Source organism: Glutamicibacter mishrai (genome assembly GCF_012221945.1).
GTDB classification, from domain to species: domain Bacteria; phylum Actinomycetota; class Actinomycetes; order Actinomycetales; family Micrococcaceae; genus Glutamicibacter; species Glutamicibacter mishrai.
Genome location: NZ_CP032549.1, coordinates 1,711,760 through 1,724,892, shown reverse-complemented (window position 1 = coordinate 1,724,892; position 13,133 = coordinate 1,711,760). Strand labels below are relative to the sequence as shown.

The 13,133-nt window shown below is 59.1% G+C and carries 13 protein-coding genes and 1 riboswitch; of the genes, 9 read left to right on the top strand and 4 right to left on the bottom strand.

The window, feature by feature from the left end:
- Positions 1 to 55 precede the first annotated feature (55 nt).
- The 7 genes from D3791_RS08145 to scpC all read left to right on the top strand — a co-directional run bounded on the left by D3791_RS08145 (position 56) and on the right by scpC (position 6,255).
- Positions 56 to 2,146, top strand: coding sequence for an acyltransferase family protein (locus D3791_RS08145; protein WP_172511870.1), 2,091 nt, complete (start codon positions 56 to 58; stop codon positions 2,144 to 2,146).
- Positions 2,147 to 2,316: 170 nt separating this feature from the next.
- A complete protein-coding gene (rpsF, locus tag D3791_RS08140; RefSeq protein WP_022874531.1) occupies positions 2,317 to 2,613 on the top strand; it encodes a 30S ribosomal protein S6 in 297 nt (98 codons plus the stop codon).
- Between the two features lie 55 nt (positions 2,614 to 2,668).
- The gene (locus D3791_RS08135) at positions 2,669 to 3,241 is read left to right on the top strand and encodes a single-stranded DNA-binding protein (RefSeq protein ID WP_022874532.1); all 573 of its coding nucleotides are present in this window, start codon (positions 2,669 to 2,671) and stop codon (positions 3,239 to 3,241) included.
- Between the two features lie 61 nt (positions 3,242 to 3,302).
- On the top strand, positions 3,303 to 3,542 hold the full coding sequence (gene rpsR, locus D3791_RS08130) for a 30S ribosomal protein S18 (RefSeq protein WP_013350683.1): 240 nt from the start codon (positions 3,303 to 3,305) through the stop codon (positions 3,540 to 3,542).
- Between the two features lie 17 nt (positions 3,543 to 3,559).
- Positions 3,560 to 4,018, top strand: coding sequence for a 50S ribosomal protein L9 (gene rplI, locus D3791_RS08125; RefSeq protein WP_022874533.1), 459 nt, complete (start codon positions 3,560 to 3,562; stop codon positions 4,016 to 4,018).
- Between the two features lie 229 nt (positions 4,019 to 4,247).
- Positions 4,248 to 4,553: a helix-turn-helix domain-containing protein gene (locus D3791_RS08120; RefSeq protein WP_172511869.1), complete on the top strand. Its 306-nt coding sequence runs from the start codon at positions 4,248 to 4,250 to the stop codon at positions 4,551 to 4,553.
- 184 nt (positions 4,554 to 4,737) lie between these two features.
- Positions 4,738 to 6,255, top strand: coding sequence for a succinyl-CoA:acetate CoA-transferase ScpC (scpC, locus tag D3791_RS08115; protein ID WP_425483159.1), 1,518 nt, complete (start codon positions 4,738 to 4,740; stop codon positions 6,253 to 6,255).
- Between the two features lie 2 nt (positions 6,256 to 6,257).
- On the opposite strand, the gene D3791_RS08110 is transcribed toward scpC, so the two are convergent.
- The 4 genes from D3791_RS08110 to D3791_RS08095 form a co-directional block, all read right to left on the bottom strand.
- Positions 6,258 to 7,238, bottom strand: a complete 981-nt coding sequence (locus tag D3791_RS08110) for a hypothetical protein (protein ID WP_172511867.1) — start codon at positions 7,236 to 7,238, stop codon at positions 6,258 to 6,260.
- 106 nt (positions 7,239 to 7,344) lie between these two features.
- Entirely contained in the window at positions 7,345 to 7,929 is a 585-nt protein-coding gene (locus D3791_RS08105; protein ID WP_172511866.1) for a dihydrofolate reductase family protein, read from the bottom strand.
- A gap of 46 nt (positions 7,930 to 7,975) precedes the next feature.
- Entirely contained in the window at positions 7,976 to 8,392 is a 417-nt protein-coding gene (locus D3791_RS08100; protein WP_172511865.1) for a PaaI family thioesterase, read from the bottom strand.
- 17 nt (positions 8,393 to 8,409) lie between these two features.
- Positions 8,410 to 10,017: an AMP-binding protein gene (locus tag D3791_RS08095; protein WP_172511864.1), complete on the bottom strand. Its 1,608-nt coding sequence runs from the start codon at positions 10,015 to 10,017 to the stop codon at positions 8,410 to 8,412.
- Between the two features lie 375 nt (positions 10,018 to 10,392).
- Positions 10,393 to 10,510, top strand: a riboswitch (SAM riboswitch).
- 97 nt (positions 10,511 to 10,607) lie between these two features.
- Here D3791_RS08095 and D3791_RS08090 point away from each other — a divergent pair.
- Positions 10,608 to 11,108: a flavin reductase family protein gene (locus D3791_RS08090; RefSeq protein WP_022874540.1), complete on the top strand. Its 501-nt coding sequence runs from the start codon at positions 10,608 to 10,610 to the stop codon at positions 11,106 to 11,108.
- A gap of 656 nt (positions 11,109 to 11,764) precedes the next feature.
- On the top strand, positions 11,765 to 13,120 hold the full coding sequence (gene dnaB, locus D3791_RS08085; RefSeq protein WP_022874541.1) for a replicative DNA helicase: 1,356 nt from the start codon (positions 11,765 to 11,767) through the stop codon (positions 13,118 to 13,120).
- Positions 13,121 to 13,133: the final 13 nt, after the last annotated feature.

Below are 13,133 nucleotides of genomic sequence, written 5' to 3'. Positions count from 1 at the left end.
GGCAGATACCGTTTGATTACCTGTTGTTCATCCGGAACTGGTCAGATCGAACAATATGAGTTCGAATTCCGTGCAGGTCAGAAATTTCAGACCAGAAATCCAAGCGCTGCGTGCACTGGCAGTCCTGCTGGTGGTCGCATACCATCTGGAACCCAACGTGGTTCCCGGCGGATATATCGGCGTTGACATCTTCTTCGTCATTTCTGGATTCCTGATTACCTCGCACCTGTTGCGCGAAGCCGAACGCGCCGGACGAATCAAGCTCTCCGCATTCTTCGCCGGCAGAGCCCGGCGCATCCTGCCTGCAGCCATGCTGGTGATTCTCGTTGTCGTGGCGGCAGGGTTCATGATCTTCCCGAAGACCCAGTGGGGCACCTTGGGAACCCAGGCACTGGCCTCGGCGTTCTCCGTGCAGAACTGGGTGCTGGCCGCTGACTCCGTGGACTACCTGGCCGCCGAGCAGGCAGCTGGCCCATTGCAGCACTTCTGGTCCCTTGGCGTTGAAGAGCAGTTCTATCTGTTTTGGCCGCTGCTGATCCTCGCAGTGTGCTGGCTGGTCAAACCCACCATGCCCGGATCCCATTCGGATCACTTCGCCGCCCGCCGCCGTTGGCTGTGGCTGGTTTTCGGCGCTGTCGCACTGTTCTCCCTGGGCTATTCGGCCTACGCGGGATACTCCGGGAACTCTGCCGGGTATTTCGTGACCACCACACGCATCTGGGAACTGGCTATTGGCGGCTTGCTGGCGCTGGGCGTGCAGGCGCATGAGAAGGATGCCCTGCGGCTGCCGCGGTGGGCCACCGCATGGTCCACGCGAAACCTGGCCGTGCTGGTGGCACTGATTGCCATCGGCATCGCTGCCTTCAGTTATGACGGGGCCACCGTCTTCCCCGGCATTGCCGCTGCCGTGCCGGTCTTCGGATGCGCGGTGATCATTGCCGCCGGCAGCACCCGGGGTCCGGGTTCGCTGCACCGGCTCGTCAATTGGTCTCCGGTGCAATGGGTCGGCCTGGCTTCCTATTCGCTGTATCTCTGGCACTGGCCGCTGATCGTTTTCTACACCGAACTCGCCGGGGCCAAGCCCAAACCCCTGCAGTCCATCGCCCTGTTGATCGCTTCGCTGCTCCTGGCATGGGCCAGCTTGAAGTTCGTGGAAACGCCGATGCGACACCTGCGCTTCCTGGCGGTGTCCCCGACGCGGTCATTGATTGCCGGCGCGGCCATGGTTGCGGTGACCGCATCGGTGGCCCTGCTTCCGGGCATGACCCAGGAGCGCATGGTCAAGCAGGAGCAGCGGGTTGCTACCGCTCTGGCTGAACAGCGTCCCGAAGGTTTTGGGGCTGCCTCGCTCGGTCAGGGAGCTCCGGCCTTTGTCACCGATCAGCACCAGGTGGTTCCGGTGCCGGCCGAGGCCGCCAAGGACCTTCCCGACATCGGCAATTGCGTGCAGAATCCGCAGTCCACGCAGATCAAGGAATGCCAGTTCGGGAGCAAGGACGCCACCTTCACGGTAGCCCTAGTGGGGGACTCCCATGCAGCCCACTGGTTCGAGGCGCTCAACGAGTATGCCAAGAGCAAGGGGTGGAAGGTCGTCACCTATCTGAAGAACTCCTGCCCCTTTAATGAAGCGCAGCGCAAGGCAGATAAGGACGGAAGCATCAACTGCCAGGAGGCGTATGAGCAGAGCCTGGATGCGCTGACCAAACGCAATGACATCAACGCGGTGGTCACCTCCAACTGGGCAGGTTCCACCTTCGTCTCCGATCCGGCCCAAGGCCTGGCGAAAACATGGGGCAAGCTCGAGGATGCCGGGCTGCCGGTCTATCCCATTGTCGACACCCCACGGCCGCCACAGGACTCCTATGCCAGGGACTGCGTGGAGCAGAACATCGAGAATCCTGAAGCGTGCTCCTTCCCGGAAAAGGGCGCCTTCGACAAGGCGGATCCCACCAAGGCGGCCGCCAAGCTGGAGCCGCGGGTCAAGCTCTTGGACTTCAGTGACCAGTTCTGCGTGGATGGCACCTGTCCGGCCGTGGTCGGCAACGTGCTGATCTACCGCGACAAGCACCACATCAGCGATACCTACATGAGCACGCTGGTCCCGATCTTCGGCCAGAGGCTGCAGCAGGCGATCGATTCCAAGTAGCCATCCATGATCTAGGACACGAAGGCTTATGCTTGCGCGATGATCTCGGGTAGGATTGAAAGGTCTGTGCCACTGCATGCCCGAAAGTTGGGTGTCTGGTGCATGGATAACGCAAGAACCTCCTGTTGCGGAAATACCGCGACCGTTTAGCCCAAAGGAGGTGGGTTCACATGCGTGCTTATGAACTTATGGTCCTCATTGATCCAGAGGTCGATGACCGCACCGTAGAGCCAACCATCGAGAAGTACCTCGAGGTTGTTCGCTCCAACGGTGGCACTATCGAAAAGGTTGATATCTGGGGTCGTCGCAAGATGGCTTACGAAATCAAGAAGAAGGCAGAAGCCACTTACGTAGTGGTGAACTACACCGCAGAACCAGCCGCTTCCGCTGAGCTTGAGCGCCAGCTGAAGATCAACGAGCAGATCCTGCGCCACAAGGTCACCCGCCCGGAAGAGGCTCGCGTTTAATTACGCAAAACCTTCCGTCGTAAGAAATAGCGTTCAATCTTTTTAAGGAGAGTCAATGGCAGGCGAGACTGTTATTACCGTTATCGGAAACCTGACCGCCGATCCGGAGCTGCGTTTTACGCCATCCGGTTCAGCCGTAGCGAACTTTACGATCGCTTCGACTCCTCGCACCTTTGACCGCCAGTCCAATGAGTGGAAGGACGGGGAAGCCCTGTTCTTGCGCGCATCGGTATGGCGCGAGGCTGCAGAGAACGTTGCTGAAACGCTGACCAAGGGCATGCGCGTCATCGCCCAGGGCCGTTTGCGTTCACGTTCTTACGACACCAAGGAAGGCGAACGTCGCACCGTGATGGAGCTTGAGGTCGATGAAATCGGCCCATCGCTCCGTTTCGCGTCCGCCAAGGTCACCCGCACCCAGCGCTCCGGCGGTGGCAACGGTGGCTTCGGCAATGGTGGCGGTGGAGGATTCTCCAACGCACCACAGCAAGGTGCCCCAGCGCAGCAGCCGCGTCAGCAGCAGCCGCAACAGGGTGGCGGATGGAATGCTCCAGCCGCTGACCCATGGAGCACCGGCGGAAACAACGGTGGCGGCTGGGGCAACCCAGGCGCTGACGAACCGCCTTTCTAAACATTATTTATTCACCATCCCGCAGATCACTCTGCGGGCTCCAAAGCTAAGGAGCTCCACGATGGCTAAGGCTGAAATCCGTAAGCCCAAACCAAAGTCCAACCCCTTGAAGGCCGCTGACATCACTGTCATCGACTACAAGGACACCGCATTGCTGCGCAAGTTCATCTCTGACCGCGGAAAGATCCGCGCTCGTCGAGTGACCGGCGTTTCCGTTCAGGAACAGCGCAAGATCGCACAGGCAATCAAGAACGCACGTGAAGTAGCCCTGCTGCCTTACTCCGGCGCTGGCCGCGGTTAAGGAAGGGATATAACATCATGGCAAAGATCATTTTGACTCACGAAGTATCCGGTCTCGGTGCTGCTGGCGATATCGTCGAGGTAAAGAACGGCTACGCCCGTAACTACCTGCTGCCACGCGGCTTCGCAATCGTTTGGACCGTTGGCGGTGAGAAGCAGGTGGAGTCGATCAAGGCTGCACGTGCTGCTCGCGCTGTTGCAAACCTTGAGGATGCTCAGGCACTTGCAGCTAAGCTGAAGTCCCAGCCGGTGAAGATCACCATCAAGGCTGGTTCCAACGGTCGCCTGTTCGGTACCGTCAAGACCACCGATATCGCTAACGCCGTAGAGGCTGCCGGTCTGGGCAAGATCGACAAGCGCAACATCGAGGTCAACGACCACATCAAGTCGACTGGCAACTACACCGCAACCGTTCGCGTACACGAGGACGTCGTTGCAAACCTGCGCCTGCAGGTTGTTGCTGCCGCAAAGAAGTAAGTCTTCTAGACCCACCTTCTGTTCAACGGGTGGCGTGCATTCCGCAAGGAACGCACGCCACCCGTTGGCGTTAAATCCCGCGAACCTGGCGTCACCGCGGGTTCTTGAACAATTCATCGCTTCTTCGCACGAGTTCCCGGCCACCAGCGGCGGGTCCGCGATCTTCAGCCCATAATCTCTTAAGTGATGGCAATCCTCGCCGACACGATTAAAGGAGATGGTGGAAGACATGGGTTTTGCATATGCCGATCCGCAGGCCCTCACCGAGGAACAACGCGTCGCGCTCGCTGAGCGCCAGAGTACTGTGCGCCGCCAGCCGCGCGAGCTGACCCCAAAGGAACTGCGCGAAGAGGCGAAGCTGAGCCCGGCAGATCTGGCCGCGATCCTCAAGCTGCCCGTTGAGCGGATCAAGCGGCTGGAAACCGGCGACCTGGACCGCGTGCAGCTAGCCACCCTGCGCCGATATGTGCAGGCCCTGGACGCCCGAATCGAGATCACGGCCATTCGCGGCGGCTCCCACGCGTCCCTGGCTTAGCCGCGCGCCGGAGCAGGCTGGGGCAACCGGCCACCGCAAATAGCGGGCAACTCATCGAGAAAAGCGCCACCCACCGTTCTATCGGCCCATTCGTGGTCTGAGTTGCCGGCGATAACGGCTAAAGTATTCCGGTGAGATGCAGGTTATAGACCTACGTCACAACGGAGTTTCGAAGGGGTTTATTTTGCACGAGCGTATCCAACACCGGGCCTTTGCTGATCGTCTGATGAGCGCCGAACAGGCCGCAACATTCATCAAGCCGGGCATGACCGTAGCCATGAGCGGCTTCACCGGTGCCGGATACCCGAAAGCCGTTCCCGGCGCCCTGGCCGCCCAGATGGAACGCCAGCACGCAGAAGGCAAGGACTTCAAGATCAACGTGCTCACCGGCGCCTCCACCGCCCCCGAGCTCGATGGCGTGCTGGCCAAGGCCGAGGGCATGAACCTGCGCCTGCCCTACATGTCCGACCCGGAGCTGCGCCGCCGCATCAACGAGGGCAACATGGAGTACATGGACATCCACCTGTCCCATGTCGCCCAGCACGCCTGGTTCGGCTTCTACGGCAAGATCGACGTGGCCATTGTGGAAGTCGTGGGCATCACCGCCGACGGCGACCTGATCCCATCCAGCTCCGTGGGCAACAACAAGACCTGGCTGGAAATGGCCGACAAGGTCATCATCGAGGTCAATGAGCAGCAGTCCGCCGCCATGGAAGGCATGCACGATGTCTACTACGGCACCGCGCTGCCTCCGCACCGCAAGCCCATCAACCTGACCACGGTGCGCGATCGAATCGGCCAGAAGTACATGGACGTTGACGTGGACAAGATCGTCGCCGTGGTGAAAACCGATGCGCCCGATCGCCTCAGCCCCTTCGCCCCGGTGGATGAGACCAGCGAGAAGATCGCCGATCACCTGCTGGCCTTCCTGGACTCGGAAATCCGCGCCGGCCGCCTCTCCGAGAGGCTGCTGCCCCTGCAGTCCGGCGTCGGCAATATCGCCAATGCGGTGCTCGCCGGCTTGGCCCGCGGCGGCTACAAGGGCCTGACCGCCTACACCGAGGTCATCCAGGATGGCATGCTGGAGCTGATCAAAGATGGCACCATTGAGTTTGCCTCCGCCACCAGCTTCTCGCTGTCTGCCGAGGGCATCGACGAGTTCAACAAGAACGTGGAGCACTACCGCGAACGCATCCTGCTGCGCGCCCAGGAGATCTCCAACCACCCGGAGATCATCCGCCGCCTGGGCTGCATTGCGCTGAACGGCATGATCGAGGCCGACATCTACGGCAACGTGAACTCCACCAACGTGCTCGGCTCCCATGTTATGAACGGCATCGGCGGCTCGGGCGACTTTGCTCGTAACGGCTACCTGTCGGTGTTCATGTCCCCATCCACCGCCAAGGGCGGCAAGATCTCGGGCATCGTTCCTTTCGCTTCGCATGTGGACCATACCGAGCACGACACCATGATCCTGATTACCGAGCAGGGCCTGGCCGATTTGCGCGGCCTGTCGCCCAAGCAGCGTGCCCAGCTGGTCATCAACAACTGCGCGCACCCTGAATACCGTCCACTGCTGCAGGACTACTTCGATCGTGCCTGCAAGGACAGCTACGGCAAGCACACCCCGCACCTGCTGGGCGAGGCCCTGAGCTGGCACCAGCGCTTCCAGGAAACCGGAGACATGCGCCCGGCCAGCTAGGCCTACTTTCCTTGCCGAACGTAGGTTTCCTGGGTTTGGCTGTTGTACAGGCGGTACTGGTCCTGTTGCGCGGTCGGCGCCGACGGGTTGGCTGGATCCTTGATTTTGGCTCCGGGGGTGTAGATGGTGCCTAGCGGCGCTCCGAAGTAGGCCAGCTCCGTGAAGCCGTTATTGACCCAGTAGGTCAAGGATTGCGGGTCCTGGCCCTTCTGGGTCAGCTGCGGGTAGTTGATCTCCAAGCACTTCTTGCTGTTGATCTTGCTTTGGGCGCTCAGCTGGCACCAGGTGCCGTTGACAGTTGCCGTCTTCAGCGTGCCATTCTCGGGATTGGCGAGATCCTGGATGGCGGTGGCGACCAGCTTCTTGACATCCCACTTCAAGGCGGCCTTGATCCTGCCGGTGGGCTGGACTGCAGGGTCCATGGGCATCAGTTGCCTGTCGGTGACTTCCAGCTGGCCTTTGGTGAATTTCAGTGATTCGAGAATGCCTCGCGCTCCGCCGTTGACATCGCTCATTTGAAAGGGCTTGCCCAGAGCGGCGATGCCCTTGGCGGTGTTTTCGAAGAGCTGGATGTGCGAGGGCCAGCGCACCCCGCCCTTGTCGCAGTAGATCACGGCGGCGAGCTCCTTGATGCCATCCCCGGTGAGGTCCCCGGCGACGACCAGCTTCTTGGATGGGATGTTGGGGACGCTGGCGTTGGAATACTGCGGGTGTTTTTTCTGCAGGACGCCTTTGGAGAGTTTTCCGGCGGGGAATCCGCACACGGAGGGAATGCTCGCGGACATCGCCATGTCCACGGTGAGGTCCTTGAGCCGGCTCTCGGTCGGTGTTGCGCTTGCTGAGCTGGACGGAGCCGTCGAGCTGGAGCTTGAGGGCTTGGCAGAATCCGTCTGGTCCGCCGTTGGGGCGACTGCCGAGCAGCCAGACAGTGCCAGGGCTGCGATGAGGGCGAAAATGACTGGAAAATTCTTCGGATTCTTCATTGCTGGCCTCGCCTACGCGCGTTCGAGTCTGATCACCTACGAACTTATAACCAATTGGTGCATAAATAGGCGCAATGAAGCATTATTACAGGGACATTTTCAGGGTTCAGGCAGCCCGATGAAGCGTTGGACGGTATGTCAGTTCCTGGATGCTGCCATCCAGAAGGCGTGAATCCACCAGTTCAAGGTCATAGTCATCCACCCCGGCAAGGACCGGGTCGCTGCCGCTGCGGCCGGTGAGAACGGGGAAGATGGTCATCTGGATGAAATCCACCAACCCGGCCTCCAGCAGGGAGTGATTCATCGCCAGGCTGCCGTGCGAACGCAGGGGCAAGGTGGAGTTGTTTTTCAGCCGCAGCACCACCTCTACCGCGTCCTCGCGCTCCAAGGTGGCATCCGGCCAGTTCAACGGCTCCTGGAGGGTCGTGGAGATGACGGTGGCCGGCTGCCGATGAAGGGCCACGCCCCAGGGATCCTCGACTTCGGGATTCTGCTCTACCTCTTCCCAGAACTGGGCGAACAGGCGGAAGGTGTTGGCTCCGAACACCACATGGCAGGGCGAGCCGTAAAGCTCCAGACGCCGGGCCAGCAGTTCCGGGCCCTGCTTGCCCCAGTAGCCGCCCCTATCGCCGCCGGCACTGCCGAAGCCATCCAGGCTGCTGAACACGTCAAAGGTATAGGTGGAACTCATGGCGAGCCTCCCGAAGCTGATCCGCTAGGTGCCACCTAGAATACGCTCAGGCCTGCGGCATATCCACGTTCTGGGTTCGCAATTGCCCGCGTGAGAGCTCTTTGCCGCTGGCCTCGTCGGTGATGACAACTTCCCACAACTGCTGGGTCCGGCCCTGGAACAGCGCCTTGGCCACCACCTGAACGCGCGCCCCGGTGGAAGGGCGCAAGAAATCGGTGGCATTGTGCACGCCGACGGCAAACTGGTTGCGTTCCGCCACCGCGAAACTGGCGCCGACACTGCCGGCGCTTTCAATCATCGAGGCGTACACCCCGCCATGGACTACGCCCCACGGGGTGTGGTGGTCCTCGTTCAAGTCGGCATGTCCGTGCACGGACGTGGCGGTGATGTCGTCAAAGACCAATCCGATGCTCTCGGTGAAGCGGCTGGTCTTATCGGGGATTCGAGGTTCGGGCGAATTCATGGGTGACTCCAAAAGTGTTAGGCGCTGGGCTGCTGCTCAATAGCCTGGGCTCTTAATACATTCTTTTGCACTTTACCCGTAGAAGTCCTCGGCAGATCCTGCGGGAAGATGATGGTGCGCGGGACCTTGTAGCCGGCCAGCTTTTCACGGGCGAAGCTGATCAGCGTCTGGGCATCAAGACTCGAGCCGCTGGCGCGAATCACGTAGGCCACCGGGCGCTCGCCCCACTTCTCATCGGCCACGCCGACCACGGCCAGATCCAGCACCTCGGGGTGCGAGGCCAGGGCCTGCTCCACCTCGATGGTGGAGATGTTCTCGCCGCCGGAAATGATGATGTCCTTGGCGCGGTCACGGACCTGGATATAGCCGTCAGGGTGCATTACGCCCAGGTCGCCGGTGTGGAACCAGCCGCCGCGGAAGGCTTCCGAGGTGGCGGCATCATCGCGGTAGTAGCCGATCATCACCATATTGCCGCGCAGTACGATCTCGCCCATGGTGGATCCGTCCGCGGGAACATCGACCATGTTCTCATCGACAATGCGGGCTGATTCGCCGGTGATCATGCCAACGCCCTGGCGGGCGAGCTTCGCGGCCCGGGCAGGAGGGTCCAGCTCATTCCATTCATCCTGGTATTCGCAAACCGTATAGGGGCCGTAGACCTCGGTCAGGCCGTAGACGTGGACCACCTCGATGCCCAGTTTCTGGAGCTTGGAGATGATGGCAGGGGACGGCGGGGCACCGGCCGTGGTGATCCGCAGCGGGGCATCGAGCTGATGAGCGCGGGAGGAATCGGCGATGATCGAGCAGACGGTGGGTGCGCCGCACAGATGGGTTGTATCCAGCTGCTCAATGGCATCCCAGACTGCATCTTCACGGACCGCGCGCAGGCACAGGTGGGTGCCACCAGCGGCTGTGACGGCCCATGGGGTGCACCAGCCGTTGCAATGGAACATCGGCAGCGTCCAGAGGTATCGGGTGGCCGCGGTGAAGCCCTGATGGTGGGCTTCGCCTAGCGAGTTCAGGTAGCTGCCTCGATGCGAGTAAAGCACGCCCTTGGGTTTTCCGGTGGTGCCCGAGGTGTAGTTCAAGGTGATCGGTGCGCGTTCGTCAGCGATCGCGTACCCAAGCCGTTCATCCGAGGCGGCGGACAGCAATTGCTGGAGCGTGCCGTCTACTGCAACGTCGGGGCGTGGCCCGGTGAACTGGTCATCGGTGATTTCAATCAGGGCCTGGAGCGTGGGATTGTCCCGGCGCAGGTTCTCGGTGTTCTCCAGCAGTTCGGTGTCTGCGAACAGCAGCTTGGCTTCGGAATGATCCATGATGTACTGCAACTCGTGGGCTGATAGCCGCGTATTCAAGGCGATGAGCACCCCGCCGGCCAACGGAACCGCGTAGTGGGCCATGAGCATTTCCGGAGTGTTCGGTGCCAAAACGGCCACTCGATCCCCGGGCTCGATGCGTGAGGCGAGGACTTGGGCGAAACGCTGGACGTGCGTTTCAAGTTCCCGGTAGGTATAGCTGCGCGTCCCATGGACGACGGCAGTCTTCCCTGGATAAACCTCTGCGGAGCGTTCAAGAAAGCGCAACGGGGTTAGCTCGGAATGGTTGGCCTGGGTATCTACCATGGAGGCATCCTTCACTCATCATCTCTGGCAACGGTGACAGGCAGTACGGGTGTGACCCGGAACACTGCGACTTCCATCGTTGCATGAACCTCAGCGTCAAAGTAAGAAACTTGGTTTCATTACGGTAGACGGCTCGGTAAAAACGGTGAAGGTGCAAAAGGCGATGAACTCCAACGCTTGCCATAAGTTAATGCGTTACGACGAAGATCACATATTTTTGGGTCGTCGCGGCAGCGATCAGAGGCTGTTTTGACGAATAAAAGACTGTTTTACTCCCTCGAATCAACGTAGTAGTCGAATATTTTGTTGAATATTGCGATTTGCGAAGTGAATTGTTTGACGGTGATTCGTCATGAGCCATATCGTTTTAAACAGAATCAAGAGCATCAGCTAAAAGCCCTGGCTTGCTGATCGGCAACCCTCTCAACGGTAGTGGGGTGCTCCAGGTGAGGATTCGGTTCTGCTCCAAATGGCGTCAGAACAAGTACCGCGCACGGCGTGAAGCCTCAGTGATAAGCAAGTTTGGAAGCATCCGAACCGACAAGTCCACTGGGTCTGACGCGGTGGGCAAGACCCGAAGGAATCGAGCCATGTCATTGAATCGTGAACTTGACCCGCTAACCCTACGTAAGGTTTTCGCTCAGCATCCCTCTGGAGTGGCCGCTCTGTGCGCAGAGGTGGATGGAGTAAAAACCGGCATCGTTGCCTCCTCATTCACCGTCGGCGTTTCACTGGAGCCGGCACTTGTTATGTTTGCGGTCCAGAAGTCTTCCAATACCTGGCCTAAGCTGCGCGGTGCCAGCCATATCGGAGTCTCAGTGCTCAGCGACCAGAATGGCGGAGTCTGCGCGCAGATTGCTTCGAAAAACGGTGATCGATTCCGCGGCGTCGATACGGTGACCTCCGATCAGGGTGCCTTGTTCATCGAGGAGTCCACACTTTGGCTGGAAACGTCTATTTACAACGAGGTTGAGGCAGGGGACCACTGGGTTGTGCTCTTGGAGGTGCATGGGCATCACACATCGCAGCACTCGCCGCAGATCTTCCATGACTCTCGATTTCATTCAATCCCAGTTCCTGAACTCGTCTAACACTTCCAAGTAGTAGCCTCATCGAGGCCTGTTGTGGATCACCGAGGTGATCCACAACAGGCCTCGATGCATTTCTTGATGTGTTGAATGCGAAGTAATAGTTATCCACGGTGTGGACAGGCGGGCCACTGTGAAAATGTGGACTACCGTTAGACTGGCGCTGGATATTTCCTCATTTATTGAGATGACTAAGGGTTTTGCGTACCCATCTATATCCACATAGTTATCCACATGGCTGTGGGCGCAGTGTGCAGAACTGTGTGAAAAGCGCAAGAAACCCTGAATTCCGGGCGTTTTTGGCTGTTGATAACTATTCTCGATATAGCGATAGATTCAATAAAATCTCTTTCTGTCCACAGTTGTGAAAAGATGAAAGACCTAGTCAAAAGCTATTACTGTCGGGTACTTGACATTAATCCACAGGGTTCTCCCCAGTTAGTGAACAGGCTAGTCCACAGGTGAGGGTATGTTATGCACAGGAGCTGTGGATAATGGGGTTTACGTGGGTAAATATCAGCCCTACTGTTGGCCTTGGGACAGAAATATCCACAGACGTTAATCATTGAACTGTCGGTCTCAACTGACAGGATGGAACGTTGCCATCGGGCAAGGATGAATTTTCCCAGTGGGGTCAATAGGGGATGGAAGTGTCTGTAATGAGTGCTGAGCCGGTATACGAAGGACGAGAGTCCGACGCTGGGCGCAAGCCGCCACAGGATGTCGAGGCAGAGATGTCCGTGCTCGGCGGCATGATGCTATCCAAGGACGCCATCGCTGACGTTGTTGAAGCGCTTCGCGGAACCGACTTCTATCGCCCGGCCCACGAATCCATCTACGAGGCAATCATCGATTTGTACGGTCGAGGCGAGCCAGCCGACGCCGTGACCGTAGCTGACTTGCTGACCAAACGCGGTGAAATTTCCCGCGTAGGCGGAGCCGCTTACCTCCACAATCTCATTCAGCAGGTGCCCACCGCAGCCAACGCCGGCTACTATGCAGAAATCGTGCGCGAGCGCGCCGTTCTGCGCCGCCTGGTTGATGCCGGTACCCGTATCGTCCAGATGGGCTACTCGCCTGACGGCGAAGTCGACGCCATCGTCAACGAAGCCCAGGCCGAGGTCTACAAAGTCGCCGAAAACCGCAGCAGTGAAGATTATGTCCGTCTCTCGGACATCATCGAAGGCACTGTCGACGAAATCGAAAATGCTGCCAATGCCGGTGACGGCATTACCGGTGTGCCGACCGGATTCTACGAATTCGACGAACTGACCCAGGGCCTGAAGGGCGGGCAGATGATTATCATCGCAGCCCGTCCTGCAGTCGGTAAATCAACTTTTGCCTTGGACTTCGCCCGGTCGGCAGCCATCAAGAACAACATGGCTACGGTCTTCTTCTCCTTGGAAATGGGCCGCAATGAAATCGCGATGCGCCTGCTTTCCGCAGAGGCATCCATCCAGCTCCAGGACCTGCGTAAGGGTTCGGTTGAAGACGCGCAGTGGACCAAGATTGCCACCACAATGGGGCGCTTGAATGAGGCGCCGCTGTTCATCGATGATTCGCCGAATATGTCCATGATGGAAATCCGGGCGAAGTGCCGTCGACTGAAGCAGCGCAACGAGCTGCGCATGATCATCCTTGACTACCTGCAGCTGATGAGCTCGGGCAAGCGCGTGGAATCCCGCCAGCAGGAAGTCTCCGAGTTCTCGCGTAACCTCAAGCTGCTGGCCAAGGAACTGGATGTTCCGCTGATTGCACTGTCACAGCTGAACCGTGGTTCCGAGCAGCGTACCGACAAGCGGCCAATGGTTTCGGACCTTCGTGAATCCGGTTCCATCGAGCAGGACGCCGACATGGTCATCCTGCTGCACCGTGACGATGTGTATGACAAGGAAAATCGCCCCGGCGAGGCCGATGTCATCATCGCAAAGCACCGTGCTGGTCCTACCAAGACCATCACCGTGGCGTTCCAGGGCCACTACTCGCGCTTCAGCAATATGTCCTCTGAGAGTTAATCCCAGTCAGAAC